Here is a 15,155-nt window from a genome sequence, read left to right as displayed (position 1 = left end):
GATGCTGAAAGAGAATCTGGAACAAGTAGAGGCCAGAATCCAGCAAGCCTGTGACAGGGCTGGGAGGGACCGCAGCGAAGTGACGCTTATAGCAGTGAGCAAGACAAAGCCCGCAGATATTCTGAGAGATGCCTATGACCTCGGCGTACGCGTGTTTGGGGAGAACAAGGTGCAGGAACTGGTCGACAAATATGGGGTGCTGCCGGACGACATCAGATGGCATATGATTGGACACCTGCAGAGGAACAAAGTAAAATACATGATTGATAAAACAGAGCTGATTCATTCTGTCGATTCTGTGAGACTTGCTGAAACAATTGAAAAAGAAGCAGAAAAACATAATATTACTGCAAATATATTGATAGAGGTAAATGTTGCGAGAGAAGAGAGTAAATTTGGTGTGATACCTGAAGAATTAGATGAAATTGTAGAGAAAATTGCAGGATTTTCTCATCTTAATGTGAAGGGTCTCATGACAATCGCTCCGAACGTCGAAAATCCTGAGGAAAACCGGGCTGTTTTCGCCCGTTTGCGCAAATTATCTGTTGACATTGCCAACAAAAACGTTGATAATATGAATATGAGTATACTTTCCATGGGTATGACCAATGATTACGAGATTGCAATTGAAGAAGGGGCCACCATGGTACGAGTGGGAACCGGTATATTCGGTGAGCGCAATTACGCTCAAGTATAACGTAAGATAGGAGATTTTTTATAATGGGAGTATTAGATAAGTTTCTGGATATCATGAAGCTGAGTGATGATGATGATTACGATGATGATGATTTCTTCGACGATGACTACGAGGACGACGATTACGAAGAGAAGCCAAAGAGAAGTTTCTTCCGGAAAGAAAAGGACTATGACGATGAGGAAGAAGAGGATTACGAACTTCCGGCCAGAACATCTTCCAAGTCTTCCCGTTCGAATAATAAAGTAACACCGATGCGCCAGCCCGCCAGGAGAAGCGGGGTAAGCATGGAGGTATGTGTCATCAAGCCCACTTCTGTCGATGATGCCAGGGAGATTACAGAGACCCTGCTGTCAGGCAGGACAGTCATTCTGAATCTTGAGGGGTTGGATTTGGAAGTGGCTCAGAGAATTATAGATTTCACGTCAGGCGCTACGTTTGCCATCAACGGCAATCTTCAGAAGATTTCAAACTACATATTCCTCGTGACACCTACCAATGTAGATATCTCGGGGGATTTGCAGGATTTGCTGAATACGTCTTTTGACGCGTCATCCATGAGGTCAAGATTTTAGGACAGGTTATGAATAAGGAAGAACAGTTATTACAGAAAAGGCTGGCCGAGCTGTCGGAAACGGCCTTTGCACGCGGTATTGTTACATTTTCTGATTTTCTAAATTTGAATGAGTTGAATATACTGCATACAACACCAAAGGATATGTTTCCTGCACGTTACGAAACATATGGTGGCTATGGTTTATCAGAGCGTCAGATGGTTGCATTTCTACCTGATGCTCTTTATTATGAATATGTCTATCCGGTCAGTGCCATTGAAATCAGGCCGGTCAACAGGAAGTTCGCCGAGGAACTGACCCACCGGGATTATCTGGGGGCACTCATGAATCTTGGAATTGAACGCTGTAAGTTAGGGGACATCATGGCAGACGACGGCCGAGCCGTGCTGTTTGCGAAGGAAGAGCTGGCTGCCTACATTACGCATGAGCTGACAAGAATCCGTCATACGACCGTACTGGCGGAACAGTGTACCGCCGCGGAGTTTGATTATGTACCCAGATACGAAGAATTAAAAGGAACTGTACCATCCATAAGGCTGGACACGGTTCTGTCTGTCGCATATCCTCTGTCGAGGAGCAAGCTGACTTCCTATATCGAAGGAGGCAAGGTATTTGTCAACGGGAAGCTGATTACGAGCAATGGCTGTCAGATTAAGGAATCAGACCGTATATCCATACGGGGCATGGGGAGGCTTGCTTACGAAGGAATCCTTTCCCGGACGAAAAAAGGCCGGTATATGATAGCTGTTCGCAAATATATATAGAGAGATGGCATGGGGAAGAATGGACAATAACAATATGAAAGAAGCTAACAGAATGAAGCATTACGCGGCTGCTGTCATCGCGGCGGCCGCCGGTGTGATGCTGGACCAGTTCACAAAACATCTGGCAATAACCAGACTGAAGGGCGGAGAACCATTTATACTCCTGAAGGGGGTATTCCAGTTTGAATATCTTGAGAACAGAGGTGCTGCCTTCGGGCTGTTTCAGGATCAGCGTATGTTCTTTTTTATCAGCGTGGCAGTCATATGTGCAGTCGTCATATGGTTTTACGTTAAGGTTCCTATGGAGCGACGGTTCCTGCCGCTCCGTATCTGCGCGGTAATGATAGTGGCCGGCGCGTTTGGAAACTGTATCGACAGGGTGCGGCTCAACTATGTAGTTGATTTCTTTTATTTTAAGCTGATTGATTTTCCAATATTCAATGTGGCCGACATCTATGTGACCGTATCTACGTTTGCGTTAGTCGTGCTCCTGTTCTTTTACTATAAGGAGGAAGATTTTGAGCGAATTTTTCACCGTCGAAAATGATGAGGGGGACCGGATAGACCGCTACCTTACAGACGAGCTTGCCGACAGGTCTCGTTCCTATATACAGAAGCTGATCAAGGATAATCATATATTAGTGAACAATAAGCCTGTAAAAGTCAATTACAGGCTTTCTTGTGGTGATATGGTTGAAGTCAGCATACCAACTGCCACGGAGCCCGATATACTCCCGGAGGACATCCCGCTTGATATTCTGTACGAGGATGCGGATATCATCGTCATAAACAAACCGAAGCAGATGGTCGTACACCCTGCTCCTGGACATTACCGCGGAACGCTCGTCAATGCGCTCATGTTCCACTGCGGGCAGGAGCTTTCCGGTATCAACGGTATGATGCGCCCAGGTATTGTACACAGGATAGATATGGACACGACAGGTTCCCTCGTCGTGTGCAAGAACGATACGGCACACCAGTCGCTGTCAGAACAGCTGAAGGAGCACAGCATACGCCGTGTCTATGAAGCAGTCGTGCACGGGGGCTTCAGGGAGGTGAGCGGCACCATCGACGCTCCTATCGGACGGCACCCCACGGACCGAAAGAAGATGAGTACCCATGCAAAAAACAGCAGAAGAGCCGTGACACACTATAAGGTGCTGGAGCGCTTTGGAGAATATAGTTATATTCAGTGTGAACTGGAAACAGGCCGGACACATCAGATTCGTGTCCATATGTCGAGCATAGGCCACCCCCTTGTCGGCGACGTAGTATACGGGCCGCGGAAATGTCCTTTTCCGGGCCTGCAGGGGCAGACGCTGCATGCGAAGACGCTTGGAATCGTCCATCCACGCACCGGCGGGTATCTGGAAGTTGAAGCGCCTCTCCCACAATATTTTGTGGAATTGTTAGACCGGCTAAGGGATATTTAGTGTAATATTTTCGGAAAATTGTGTACATTTGAGATATATTGTTATATAATATAGGCATACTTACAAAGGAGTGTGATTGCATGGCTGAAAAGACTAATACAATTATTACGATAGGAAGACAGTTCGGAAGCGCAGGGCGTGAAATCGGCTATAAGGTCGCTAATGACCTGGGAATTAAACTCTATGATAAGGAGATGCTTGACAGAGCAGCGAAAGAGAGCGGCATATGCCAGGAGCTCTTTGAGACACATGATGAGAAACCGACCAACAGTTTTTTGTATTCGCTTGTCATGGATACGTATTCTCTTGGATATTCCAGCGGAAGCTATACAGATATGCCTATCAACCACAAGGTGTTTCTGGCGCAGTTCGATGCGATCAAGAAGATAGCTGATGAAGGTCCCTGCATTCTCGTGGGCAGATGTGCAGACTATGCGCTCCAGGAATACGAAAATGTGCTGACCGTATTTATCCACGCCAGCCTGGATGCACGTACAAGGCGTATCGCGCGTATCTATGAGCTGACGGATGCGAAGGCGAAAGATATGTGCCAGAAGACGGATAAGAAGCGCGCAAGCTACTATAACTACTACACGAACAAAAAATGGGCTGACGCAGAAAGCTACAACATATGTCTCGACAGTTCCGTGCTCGGCATCGAAGGTACTGCCGAAGCCATCAAAAGCCTGGTGCGGCTGAAAGAAAAAGGGGTGGACAGGAAACTTTAACCGGATAGGTTAAGCATAGAGCAGATAACGGGAGGGAAGCAGGCCTGCTTCCCTCCCGTTATCTGTAATCATATGAAAAAACAGCTGGTCGGGTTAAGCCGGTCACCTTGTGTGCAGGATTCGTTCCGGCCATCCCTTTATGCTGCCATTTAAAATAGCGGTAAACATCCGCTGCTTTGCCCCGGGATGTTCTGTATTCAGCTGCTTGACAAGTTCTTTCGCATACTGCCGTTTCGTATAACCGTCTATGGGGCATCTGCTCGCTACTACCGGCAGGTCATATTTGTTTTTAAAACCTATGATATCTGCCTCGTCCACATACATGACAGGCCGTATGACAGTAAGATCCATACGGTCCAGATATGTCCGTGGCGAAAAGGAGTAGAATCTGCCTTCAAATAAAAGAGAGAGCAGCATCGTCTCAATAATGTCATCCTTATGGTGTGCATAGGCCACCTTATTACATCCCATCTCCTTGACTGCCTGGTTCAGGGCCCCTTTCCTCATCTTTGCGCAGAGCGAGCAAGGATTGCTTTCCCTGCGTTCTTCAAAAAGAATATGGGCAATATCTGTCTTGACGATATTGTAAGGGACTTCGAGGCTTTCACACAGCCCGATGACCGGGGTGAAATCACACTCGCTGTATCCAAGGTCTACCGTCACCGCGCTCAGTTCAAACTTCTTCGGATAAAATCGTCTGAGGCCGTGCAGCGCGTACAGCAGTGTCAGACTGTCCTTGCCGCCGGATATGCCGACCGCGATATGATCCCCTTCCTCAATCATTCCGTACTCCTCGACCGCCTTCCGCGTATAGCTCAACAATTGCTGTAGTTTCATATGTCAATAATTCCTTTCTGTGCATCTCTTTATCAGCATTTCTTCCGTACCTGCTAATATTATCTCATTTCCGGAGATATTACAAGCTTGATTCTCCGTTGCCTGCAGCGGGATATTTGACTCGGGATGCACTATCATGTAAAATGAAACGAGAGGTTGATGGGATGGAGAAGACGAATATATTAATCGTAGAAGATGACAGGGCGATTGCCGATGCAGTTGCCTATACGCTTGAAAAAGAAGAATTCCGGCTCATACATGCCGGCAGCATGTCAGAGGCGCTGCCATATCTCGGAAAGAGGGATATCGGCCTGTATCTGCTTGATGTCATGCTGCCGGATGGGACCGGTTATGATTTGTGCAGAAAAGTCAAGAGATACCACAATGTACCGGTTATTTTTCTGACGGCCTGTGACGAAGAGGCCAATGTCGTCATGGGTCTGGATATCGGGGCGGATGATTACATCGTGAAGCCATTCAGGATCCGGGAACTCATATCACGTATACGCAGTGTATTGCGCAGGTATGACGGCCGTCAGGTCAGCGGATCCGTGCCGGTCTACCATGCAGGGGATATCAAGGTTCTTACGGACGAAGGCAAGGTATACTGCCGGGGGGAAGAAATCTGCCTCAGTGCTCTGGAATACAAGCTTCTTCTTTACCTTATCCGCCACGAAGGGCAGGTCGTCACAAGAGAGCAGCTGCTTTCCCATATCTATGACATCGCAGGGGAGTATGTGAACGACAATACGCTGACCGTGTACATCAAGAGGCTGAGGGATAAGCTGGAGATACAGCCGGGCCATCCTGGTCTCATACAGACAGTGCGCGGACTTGGCTATACGATAGGAGAATCACATGTTTAAGAACAGGGAAATCTTATATTCCGTTTTATTTATCCTAATCCTTTCCGGCTTATCTGCTGCAGTATGCATGCGCGTTCCGGCTTTGGGCGTGTATGTCGTGCTTGTGGACGGCCTGCTGTATACTGCCTGCTTCTCAGCCTTTTCACGCTACCGTTATGGGAAGCTTAGAAAGCTGTCGGAATTCCTGCGGAAGGCGCAGAAGCACATGCTTCCGCTTGAGGTGCCTGACCAGTTGGAAGGAGAATTGAGCGTGCTGAAAAGCGAGCTCTATAAACTGCTCACCAAGTGCCATTCTCAGGCAGAACTACTGCATCAGGACAGGCAGTTCCTCGCTGACACGATATCGGACATCTCCCATCAGCTTAAGACACCGATGACATCCATGAATGTGATGATCGATCTGCTGAAAGACGAAGCACTGCCGCCGCAGAAGCGTCTGGAATTCACACGATCCCTCCATACCCAGCTGTCCCGCATGGAATGGCTGCTGTCCGCAATGCTTACAATGTCACGGATTGACGCGGGATCTATCACGCTGAAGAAGGAAACGGTAAAGGCAGCGGACCTGATACGTCAGGCATCGGAACATCTTCTCATACCGATGGAACTGCGTGGTCAGCGTCTGGCGGTTCCGGATGCACCTGCGGCTGTGTTCCAGGGAGACTTGCACTGGAGCTGCGAGGCAGTATCCAATATACTGAAGAACTGTATGGAGCACACTCCATGTGGCGGAACTATCACGATTGGTGTCAGGGAGAATCCCATCTATACCGGTATTCTAATACGAGATGAGGGTGGCGGCATCAGCGAAAAGGATAAGCCGCATGTATTTGAGCGCTTCTACAAAGGTGCAAATGCTTCTCCGGACAGCGTGGGTATCGGACTTGCCCTGGCAAAGCAGCTGATTACCGCGCAGGACGGAACGATTGAGATTGAATCAGATTATGGAAGAGGTACTCTTTTTAAAATCAAGTTCTACCATTGCAATATGTGACAATTTTGTCACCTTATCTGTCACTTCGCTGTCACCTTCCCTGTATATACTGGAATTATAGCGAAAGAACGCTGTAAGGAAGGAGGCATCTTATGGATATCATCCAGATATTGACTATCCGCCATCTGAAACAAAACAAAAAACGGACCTTGGCAACAGCCGCAGGTATTTGGACGGCTACCGTACTGCTTACAATGCTTTCCGTCTTCCTGACATCCTTCATGCAGAAGCTGGAAGCGGCAGATGTGGCGCGGGAAGATGTAAAGCCGCTGCTCAGTGCCGCATCTGGCATGATGGCGGTCGTACTGGCCGTCCTCGTAATATTTCTGTACAATATGCTCATTATGTCATTCAGGGACAGAGGACGCTATCTCGGCATTCTGGCCAGTGTAGGGGCGACACCGTTCCAGAGAAGGAAGATTGCGTTTATGGAGACTGTCATACTGGGAGGCGCCGCTATCCCCACCGGCATCGGGGCAGGCGTGCTGCTGTCGGTCCTTATCTTCCCGTTTGACACCGTCGTGTCCTGGCGCGTATTGGCGCTCATATTTCTGTGCGAATGTGCGGCCGTACTGCTGACAGGTATCGTAACGATCGGAAATCCAGCCAAGAGACCTGTTATCGATTTCATACGCAATGTGACGGATAAAAGAAGCTTCAAAAAGCCGGTTATGCTCCCCGGCTGGATGGAACGCTTCTTCAGGACAGAAGGGAAGCTTGCGCTGAAGAATATCATATTCTTTAAGAGACGTTATATCATTACCGGGATATCCTTTATCATATCCATGCTCTTATTTCTGGACGGATATATCTATTTGAATTACCTGGACGGCCGCTACGAAGCCCGGGACAGGCGTCCGAAAGATAACGCGGATATGGTTCTGGAGGAAGCGTATAACAAAAGAAATGACGCGTGGGAGGATTTTACCGCAGAGGCCGTTACCCTTCCTGGCATAGAAGAATATTCCATCCAGGAACGGGCGGACATGGGTACCGTACTTTTTGAAGCGAAAGACATCAATCCAAAGCTCAAAGAATATAGAAGCTATATATTGGGAACTTCCTATAAAAATCCCATAACGATAGGGGGCATAGAAGGGGAAACACAACATGGATATGCCATGAATCTTGTGGTCATAGGCATGGATGAAGACGGGTTCCGCGCTTATCTGGATAAAGCGGGAGTTTCTGGTCCCGGCGATGTGGGGGATGGAAAGATTCCGGTGCTCATCGAAGACTATCCGGTCGTCAAAACCGGCGGGACTACAAGGTACAGGAGCGTGCTCTCAGAACAGGTAAAAGGCCTCTTGTCCGTATACTCGGATGCCGGCCAGTGGATGTACCCGGAAGATGTATCCTACGGAAAACAGGTGGATGAATTCGTGAAGTGGGAGTTCCAGGTGCTCGGGGTTACGACGGAGACAGCGCCGTGCTATGTAGACAGTCCTGTCGAGGAGCCGAATACGATATACTTCTATACGACACAGCAGGCACTGGAACGTCTTGTAAAGAATAAAGACTTTCCGAAGGATGGGTCGGGCACATACCGCAGACTGGCAATAAAAGTAAAAAGCAAAGCGCCAGAGCTTCCTGATAATGTGTTGTTTCCCGCCGTAGTACAACGAGGGAACACTATATACCGCAGTCTGAAGCTTGCAGCATCATCCTACGCTTTCCTCTCCAATGATACGACGTGGAACGCTCTGCAGACCCGTGAAAGAGAAACCGCAAAAATGCAGGAGGAGACTGCAAAGATTGGAGAGAAGTACGGACTGTCTGACGGAGGTGGGATGGATATCGACAATTTCGACTGGTCCCAGGTCGATTACACGTGCGACAGCTATCCCGCTCAGATAATGGGGGCGCTTACAGAGCCTTTCCCCCTTCTCAGACATCTATTCGTCTATGGAGTCCTTATCTTTCTGACAGTGATAAGTGTATTCCAGATGATCAAAATCATTACATCTGCCGCGCAGATGCGCCGGCGGGAATTTGCAGTGCTGCTGTCCGTCGGCATGAGCAGGCGCCAGATAGCAAAGATGCTCTATCTGGAAAATCTCATATGCACGGCCGGTGCATATGTGGCTGGTCTTGCGGCCAGTGTTTCTCTGGCTTTTGTACTGTTCCAGTCATGGGGAAAAGAACAGGCGGTGGAACCGATGTTCCCTTATCAGATTATCGTGATGGAGACGGTGGCCTTCCTTCTGCTTATCCTGCTATCGGTATATCTGTCATTCAGAAATGTTAAAAAAATACAGCTTATTGACATAATCAAAGAAGAAACGGTATAGGAGGGGTGTTTATGGAACTGCTTAAAGTAGAAAATGTAAGCAAAATATACGGGACAGGTGATAATGAAGTCAAAGCACTGGACAATGTGTCCTTTACAGTGGACAAGGGGGAGTTCGTCGCTGTCGTAGGGCCATCCGGTTCCGGAAAATCTACGCTCCTTCACATGCTTGGAGGTGTGGATGTCCCCACATCCGGCAAAATCTGCGTGGAAGGAGCAGACCTTGGCAGTATGGATGAATCAAAATTGTCGATTTTCCGAAGAAGGCAGGTAGGACTCATATATCAGTTTTACAATCTGATTCCCATCCTGGATGTACAGGAGAATATTATGCTGCCCCTGCTGCTCGACGGTCAGAAGCCGGATTCAGCCTATCTGGAGGAATTGGTAGAAACGCTCGGACTTTCGGAAAGGCTGCATCACCTTCCGAGCCAGCTGTCCGGCGGACAGCAGCAGCGTGTATCTATAGGACGGGCGCTCATCACGCATCCCGCACTTGTCCTTGCAGATGAACCTACGGGAAACCTGGACAGGAAAAACAGCGCGGATATCATCTCGCTGCTGAAAGAATCAAACCGGAAATACCGGCAGACGCTTATTGTAATCACCCACGATGAAAGCATAGCTCTGCAGAGCGACCGCATTCTCTATCTGGAGGACGGGAAGCTTACGGACAGGTTTAAGTAAATGCAGACGCCGAAGGAGAGGTGTGGCAATGGTGATCAGCCCTTTGTCAAGTAGACAAGTAAAATATCTAAAATAAGACGATAGGTATCCGCCATATCAAAACACAGATATGGCGGATATTTATGTTATGCACACCATTTGGCTTAGTAGGCTTCTTTTGTATTTTGCAGCAAAGGAGGTCATCCGTTTCCATTCCCGCAGCCACATCACCAGACATAAGCTAAACTTATGGCGAAGCATTATTTTTAAATTATACAGGCTGATTTTTACATGCTAGAATGAGAATATCAAGATAGTGTTATTAAAATAACAAATACTCAAAAAGGAGGAAACAGGAATGGCAAAATATGTTCCAGGCACGTATGAAGGAATTGGCCGGGGCTACCGGGGAAAACTTATCGTAAATGTGGATGTCACAGAAGAGAAAATCAAGGATATTAAAATCATCAAGCATAAGGAGGTGCGCGGGCTTGCATGGGATCTGCCTACTTCCCCTGTGGAGGTCATACCGCCCCAGATTATTCAATATCAGTCGCTCAATATCCCGCTTGTAAATGGTGCCGATCTGACAAGCAGTGCTATTCTGGAAGCAGTCGCGGCAGCCCTGAAGGCGGCCGGAGCGACGGACGAAGATGTGGAGAAGCTGAAGGCGGCACCCGGGCCTGAAGCTCCGGAACCTAACGATGAGGTCCGCACTGTCGATATCGCCGTATTTGGCGCCGGTGCCGGCGGCCTTGCAGCTGCAATCGAGGCCAAGGAAGGCGGCACAGATGTAGTACTTATAGAAAAGCAGGGCATCACAGGCGGTTCTACGGCCCGTTCAGGAGGGAAGCTGCTGGGAGCAGGGACGAGATGGCAGAAGAAGCAGGGAATTTATGATACGAAAGAGATGTGCTACGAATATCTGATGGAAGTCGGCAACCGCAGAGGCGATTTCATGGACGCGGCAAAGAACCGCTATCTCGTAGAGAACTTGAATACTACGATAGACTGGCTCGGGACTATGGGCTATAAGGTACAGGACGTGGAGGCAATTCACGTATCCATGCAGCCGTGGCGTGTACATAACAGTATGGGAGGCGGTGGTCAGACCAACGGTCAGGGCGGGGAGATAACTACTCCGCTGACGCACCACTACGTAGATGCACTGGGCGGAGAAATCATCTATAATACCGCGCTGAAGGAACTTCTGACAGACGAAGGCGGCAAAGTCAACGGTGCGGTATGCGAGCGGGCTGACGGCTCCAAGCTGACGGTATATGCAGCGAAAGGGGTCATCCTTGCCACCGGGGGCTATGCCCGAAACAAAGAGATGTGTGCCCGGTATCCGGTGGCCCATTATTTTTCTACAGCACCAAAGAGCAATGTAGGCGAAGGCCTGATAGCAGCCGAGAAAATCGGAGCCCGCAACTTCGTGCATCCTGGCATACAGGTCGTATATACGAGCCTGACCTGCGGCATCGGGATCAATGACGAATCTGGGTTGATCGTAAACGACCGGGGCGAGCGGGTCGTCAATGAATGGAGCTACCAGTACCATGTTTCTGACGCACTGGCTGCCTCTGGAAGCAATTGCGGGTGGTATATCACGAGCGGAGAGGAGCCTTATGGAGGAGTACAGTATGGGTTCAAGCAGGCAGTGGAGGGAACAAGCCGCGACAAAGCCGCTGACAGCATCGAAGCACTTGCTGCTATGATCAAGTGCGATCCGGATGTACTGCAGGCAACATTTGACCGCTACACGGAACTGGTCGCCAAAGGCGAAGACGAAGACTTTGGAAAACCCGCCAGATTCCTGCACCCGATTAACGGGCCGAAATACGCGGCGCTCAGGCTTCATCCTTGTGTTACCGTTTCCTTTGGAGGGCTGGAAACCGATATATCGGCCCGTGTGCTAGATAACGAGGGCCGGCCTATTCCTGGACTGTATGCGGCAGGTGAAGTGGCGGACACGGGCATGTTCGGAACAGAGTATCCGACCTGTGGGACATCAATCGGGGGCGCTTTGTTCTATGGGAGAATCGCAGGACGTGTGGCATCCGGTCAGTCTATGCTTTAGGAGACGGCAATATGGTACAGGAACGCATCACTTTTGAAAGGAGAATGAAATAATGGAAGGAACAGGGCTTAACAACTTTCCACAGTTTGGCGTACTTGCAGGGGTAAAGGTACTCGTCTGCGGGGGTGCGATCGCGGGTCCTTTTGGCGCGACGCTGCTCGGAGAGACGGGCGCGGAGGTCGTACACTTTGAATCGCCGAAAAACCCGGACAGCACGCGCGGACATTATGGCTATTCACAGAATCACCGCAATCAGATATCCATGGTAGCTGACATGAAGACGGAGGAAGGGCTTGAGATATTCAAAAAGCTCATCCGATGGACAGATATTTTCATCGAATCCTCAAAAGGGGGCACTTATGAGAAGATGGGACTTACGGACGAGGTCCTTTGGGAGCTTAACTCAAGGCTTGTCATCGTCCATGTCTCCGGATTCGGGCAGACCGGCGTGCCTGACTATATCAGACGGGCGTCCTACGACGCTGTCGGGCAGGCATTTTCCGGCTATATGAGCTTCAACGGCACGCCGGAGGAAGCACTGAAGGTGTCTCCTTATCTGAGCGACTATGTTACGGCGCTCAATACGTGCTGGACTGCACTTGCCGCCTATATACATGCCCTTCGGACAGGTAAGGGGGAATCCGTAGACGTGGCACAGTATGAGTCGCTGGCGCGCATACTGGATACGCGTCCGATAGAGTATTTCACAGACGGTAGAGAATTTGAGCGCACCGGCAACAAAGACTCCCAGGCCGCACTGTTCAGCTTTTATACATGCAAAGACGGAGGAACCATTTTTATCGGTATGAACGGCAATGGGCCTGTCCACCGCGGCTATCCGATTATCGGACTTCCCAAGCCGGGCGACGGAGATCCTGAGATAGACCAGGTCATCTCAGGCTGGGTGGCGGATTCAGACCTTGGACGCAGGCTGGAGGCCGCTATGGAAGAATTTGTGTCCCAGCATACGGTCGATGAAGTCGAGAAGGTAATGCTAGAAAACCAGATTCCATGCCAGAAAGTGTGTTCCCTTAAGGACTGTGCGGAAGACCCACACTGGAAAGCGAGAGAAGTATTTGCCGAATGGGATGACCCGATGATGGGCAAAGTCAAAGGACTTGGCATCGTGAACAAGTGGAAGAACAACCCCGGTGAAATCAAGTGGGGTTCTCCACTGTTTGGAGAGAATAACACAGAAGTGCTGCGTGACCTGGGTTACACGGACGAGGAGATAGAAGACTTTGCCAGACGAGGCATTACGGCGTCCTTCGATTGGAAGCAGACGTACGAAATCTACAAGCTGGAAGAACTGTTCCCGCATTACCGGGAGGGATTCACCGAGCACTGGAAGAAGGAAGCAGAAAAGACGTCCAAGCAGAAAAAATGAAAGGAGGATGATCTTATGAGATTTAAAGGAAAAGCGATTATTGTAACAGGGGCCAGTTCCGGTATCGGACGTGCTGCAGCCCGGCAGTTTGCCATGGAAGGGGGCAGCGTCATTGCCGCCGCACGGAGGATGGATAGGCTGGAAGAACTGAAGGCCGAAGCAGAGGCAGAAGGAGGGGCCGGCCGCATCTTTCCTCTTCAGACAGATGTCCGTGTGCCGGAGCAGATTGACCGGATGTTCGACACTTGTCTGGAAGAGTTCGGCCATGTAGACGTGGTTGTCAATAATGCAGGAGTTCTGGACGGACAGCTGCCTATCCATGAGACTCCACAGGAAATCTACGACTATGAGTATGAGACGAACCAGCGTGCAGTCTATCTTGGCTGCCAGCGTGCAGTCAGGATATTTCTGGAGCAGGGCACTCCTGCAAATATCGTGAATGTTGCTTCTGCCGCATCCATAAGAGGATTGAAAGGCGGCACGACATATGTCATGACAAAACATGCCGTCCTTGGTATCACACGCAATATCTCAGCCAGCTTCTTTGAACGTGGGATCCGCTGCAATTGTATTCTGCCCTGCAATATCAAGACGGAAATCAACCGGGCGGCCCGTGAGAAGAATATCGGAATCCTCGACTGGCAGATGCGTGCCGGCAATGCAGCTCCGCTGCATACGATTACACCGCACGTGGAAGGCGCCAAGCCGATTTTGGGCCAGCCGGAAGACTGTGCCAGCATCATTACATTTTTGGCCGACGATGCTGCCTCACGGTATATATCGGGAGCCGAAATCAAAGTGGACGCCGGTTTCCTGAACATGTAGCGGAACAGATGATTTACGTGACGGCAGATATGCTGTCATAAGATTATGATATTGAACATTGACAGTATTATGTTAGATTTTGTCCGTGTAACTGTTACTTATTGCGGCAAATCATAAACCAATTAGGTTGTAATATGCAGTGCGTTTATCCAATGTCATAATGTGCTAAATGTTAAAGTTATATCAATCAAAGTTTTAGTACATATAAAGCGAAACAGAAGAAAGGGAGGATAATTCATGAATCTTGTACAAGACAAAATCACAGTAATAACAGGTGGGACCAGAGGCATTGGATTCAAAGCGGCACAAATATTCATCGATAACGGAGCAAAGGTTTCCATATTCGGTGAGACGCAGGAGGAGGTTGACACGGCACTGGCAGAGTTGAAAGAACTCTATCCGGAAGAAGAAGTGCTCGGTTTCGCACCGGACCTCACATCCCGGGACGAGGTTATGGCGGCGGTCGGAAAAGTAGCCGAAAAGTACGGGCGGCTGGATGTTATGATCAATAATGCCGGGATTACGATGAATGACGTGTTCTCAAGAGTGACAGAGGAGGCATTTAAGCATATCATGGATGTCAATGTCATAGGCGTGTTCAACGGCGCGTGGGCTGCTTACCAGTGTATGAAAGAGGCAAAACAGGGCGTTATCATTAACACGGCGTCTGTCACCGGTATCTATGGATCCATATCAGGTATTGGATATCCGACGAGCAAAGCAGGTGTTATCGGCTTCACGCACGGCCTCGGCCGGGAAATAATCCGCAAAAATATCCGCGTAGTCGGCGTGGCTCCCGGCGTCGTGGACACGGATATGACGAAAGGACTTCCGCCTGAAATCCTGGAGGATTATCTCAAGTCATTCCCGATGAAGCGTATGTTGAAGACAGAAGAGATTGCCAACGTATATCTCTTCCTTGCATCTGATCTGGCCAATGGGATTACGGCCACTACAATCAGCGTGGACGGTGCCTACAGACCATAAGTGCAAGAGCAGACAAGTTACATAATAGA

The 15,155-nt window shown here is 49.3% G+C and carries 15 protein-coding genes; 14 read left to right on the top strand and 1 reads right to left on the bottom strand.

What is annotated here, in order from left to right; genetic code table 11:
• The first annotated feature begins 1 nt into the window (after position 1).
• The 6 genes from HMPREF0980_RS04955 (at position 2) to HMPREF0980_RS04930 (ending at position 4,194) form a co-directional block, all read left to right on the top strand.
• Positions 2 to 697 (top strand): YggS family pyridoxal phosphate-dependent enzyme, encoded by a 696-nt coding sequence (locus HMPREF0980_RS04955; protein WP_049727991.1) that lies wholly within the window; start codon positions 2 to 4, stop codon positions 695 to 697.
• Between the two features lie 23 nt (positions 698 to 720).
• On the top strand, positions 721 to 1,269 hold the full coding sequence (locus HMPREF0980_RS04950) for a cell division protein SepF (RefSeq protein WP_049727990.1): 549 nt from the start codon (positions 721 to 723) through the stop codon (positions 1,267 to 1,269).
• An 8-nt stretch (positions 1,270 to 1,277) separates the two neighbouring features.
• Positions 1,278 to 2,033, top strand: a complete 756-nt coding sequence (locus tag HMPREF0980_RS04945) for a YlmH family RNA-binding protein (RefSeq protein WP_049727989.1) — start codon at positions 1,278 to 1,280, stop codon at positions 2,031 to 2,033.
• 19 nt (positions 2,034 to 2,052) lie between these two features.
• Entirely contained in the window at positions 2,053 to 2,580 is a 528-nt protein-coding gene (lspA, locus tag HMPREF0980_RS04940; protein WP_084002654.1) for a signal peptidase II, read from the top strand.
• Positions 2,552 to 3,466 carry an RluA family pseudouridine synthase gene (locus tag HMPREF0980_RS04935; RefSeq protein WP_049727988.1) on the top strand — a complete coding sequence of 305 codons (915 nt, stop codon included), beginning with the start codon at positions 2,552 to 2,554 and terminating at the stop codon, positions 3,464 to 3,466. Before lspA ends, HMPREF0980_RS04935 begins: the two co-directional genes overlap by 29 nt.
• Before the next feature lie 80 nt (positions 3,467 to 3,546).
• The gene (locus HMPREF0980_RS04930; RefSeq protein WP_049727987.1) at positions 3,547 to 4,194 is read left to right on the top strand and encodes a cytidylate kinase-like family protein; all 648 of its coding nucleotides are present in this window, start codon (positions 3,547 to 3,549) and stop codon (positions 4,192 to 4,194) included.
• Positions 4,195 to 4,296: 102 nt separating this feature from the next.
• On the opposite strand, the gene HMPREF0980_RS04925 is transcribed toward HMPREF0980_RS04930, so the two are convergent.
• On the bottom strand, positions 4,297 to 5,031 hold the full coding sequence (locus tag HMPREF0980_RS04925; RefSeq protein ID WP_049727986.1) for a tRNA 2-thiocytidine biosynthesis TtcA family protein: 735 nt from the start codon (positions 5,029 to 5,031) through the stop codon (positions 4,297 to 4,299).
• Between the two features lie 164 nt (positions 5,032 to 5,195).
• Between HMPREF0980_RS04925 and HMPREF0980_RS04920 the strand changes: the two genes are divergently transcribed.
• From HMPREF0980_RS04920 to HMPREF0980_RS04885, 8 genes are all read left to right on the top strand, one after another.
• Positions 5,196 to 5,897, top strand: coding sequence for a response regulator transcription factor (locus tag HMPREF0980_RS04920; RefSeq protein WP_049727985.1), 702 nt, complete (start codon positions 5,196 to 5,198; stop codon positions 5,895 to 5,897).
• On the top strand, positions 5,890 to 6,891 hold the full coding sequence (locus HMPREF0980_RS04915; protein WP_049727984.1) for a sensor histidine kinase: 1,002 nt from the start codon (positions 5,890 to 5,892) through the stop codon (positions 6,889 to 6,891). The genes HMPREF0980_RS04920 and HMPREF0980_RS04915 overlap by 8 nt, the downstream gene beginning before the upstream one ends.
• A 92-nt stretch (positions 6,892 to 6,983) precedes the next feature.
• Entirely contained in the window at positions 6,984 to 9,182 is a 2,199-nt protein-coding gene (locus tag HMPREF0980_RS04910) for an ABC transporter permease (protein ID WP_049727983.1), read from the top strand.
• A gap of 11 nt (positions 9,183 to 9,193) precedes the next feature.
• The gene (locus HMPREF0980_RS04905) at positions 9,194 to 9,868 is read left to right on the top strand and encodes an ABC transporter ATP-binding protein (protein WP_049727982.1); all 675 of its coding nucleotides are present in this window, start codon (positions 9,194 to 9,196) and stop codon (positions 9,866 to 9,868) included.
• A gap of 337 nt (positions 9,869 to 10,205) precedes the next feature.
• Positions 10,206 to 11,927, top strand: coding sequence for an FAD-dependent oxidoreductase (locus HMPREF0980_RS04900; protein WP_049727981.1), 1,722 nt, complete (start codon positions 10,206 to 10,208; stop codon positions 11,925 to 11,927).
• A gap of 52 nt (positions 11,928 to 11,979) precedes the next feature.
• Positions 11,980 to 13,314, top strand: coding sequence for a bile acid CoA-transferase BaiF (gene baiF, locus HMPREF0980_RS04895; protein WP_049727980.1), 1,335 nt, complete (start codon positions 11,980 to 11,982; stop codon positions 13,312 to 13,314).
• Between the two features lie 15 nt (positions 13,315 to 13,329).
• A complete protein-coding gene (locus HMPREF0980_RS04890; protein WP_049727979.1) occupies positions 13,330 to 14,139 on the top strand; it encodes an SDR family NAD(P)-dependent oxidoreductase in 810 nt (269 codons plus the stop codon).
• Between the two features lie 237 nt (positions 14,140 to 14,376).
• Positions 14,377 to 15,126, top strand: a complete 750-nt coding sequence (locus HMPREF0980_RS04885; RefSeq protein ID WP_049727978.1) for an SDR family NAD(P)-dependent oxidoreductase — start codon at positions 14,377 to 14,379, stop codon at positions 15,124 to 15,126.
• The last annotated feature ends 29 nt before the right edge of the window (positions 15,127 to 15,155 follow it).

The sequence above is a fragment of the Dorea sp. D27 genome (assembly GCF_001185345.1).
Classification (GTDB): domain Bacteria; phylum Bacillota; class Clostridia; order Lachnospirales; family Lachnospiraceae; genus Extibacter.
Note: the sequence above shows the minus strand (reverse complement) of the source record. Positions and strands in the feature narration are given on the sequence as shown.

Excerpts from the sequence above, each read along its gene's own strand:
- HMPREF0980_RS04955 (WP_049727991.1), top strand. The coding sequence starts at position 2 with ATGCTGAAAGAGAATCTGGAACAAGTAGAGGCCAGAATCCAGCAAGCC.
- HMPREF0980_RS04950 (WP_049727990.1), top strand. The coding sequence starts at position 721 with ATGGGAGTATTAGATAAGTTTCTGGATATCATGAAGCTGAGTGATGAT.
- HMPREF0980_RS04945 (WP_049727989.1), top strand. The coding sequence starts at position 1,278 with ATGAATAAGGAAGAACAGTTATTACAGAAAAGGCTGGCCGAGCTGTCG.
- lspA (WP_084002654.1), top strand. The coding sequence starts at position 2,053 with ATGGACAATAACAATATGAAAGAAGCTAACAGAATGAAGCATTACGCG.
- HMPREF0980_RS04930 (WP_049727987.1), top strand. The coding sequence starts at position 3,547 with ATGGCTGAAAAGACTAATACAATTATTACGATAGGAAGACAGTTCGGA.
- HMPREF0980_RS04925 (WP_049727986.1), bottom strand. The coding sequence starts at position 5,031 with ATGAAACTACAGCAATTGTTGAGCTATACGCGGAAGGCGGTCGAGGAG.
- HMPREF0980_RS04920 (WP_049727985.1), top strand. The coding sequence starts at position 5,196 with ATGGAGAAGACGAATATATTAATCGTAGAAGATGACAGGGCGATTGCC.
- HMPREF0980_RS04915 (WP_049727984.1), top strand. The coding sequence starts at position 5,890 with ATGTTTAAGAACAGGGAAATCTTATATTCCGTTTTATTTATCCTAATC.
- HMPREF0980_RS04910 (WP_049727983.1), top strand. The coding sequence starts at position 6,984 with ATGGATATCATCCAGATATTGACTATCCGCCATCTGAAACAAAACAAA.
- HMPREF0980_RS04905 (WP_049727982.1), top strand. The coding sequence starts at position 9,194 with ATGGAACTGCTTAAAGTAGAAAATGTAAGCAAAATATACGGGACAGGT.
- HMPREF0980_RS04900 (WP_049727981.1), top strand. The coding sequence starts at position 10,206 with ATGGCAAAATATGTTCCAGGCACGTATGAAGGAATTGGCCGGGGCTAC.
- baiF (WP_049727980.1), top strand. The coding sequence starts at position 11,980 with ATGGAAGGAACAGGGCTTAACAACTTTCCACAGTTTGGCGTACTTGCA.
- HMPREF0980_RS04890 (WP_049727979.1), top strand. The coding sequence starts at position 13,330 with ATGAGATTTAAAGGAAAAGCGATTATTGTAACAGGGGCCAGTTCCGGT.
- HMPREF0980_RS04885 (WP_049727978.1), top strand. The coding sequence starts at position 14,377 with ATGAATCTTGTACAAGACAAAATCACAGTAATAACAGGTGGGACCAGA.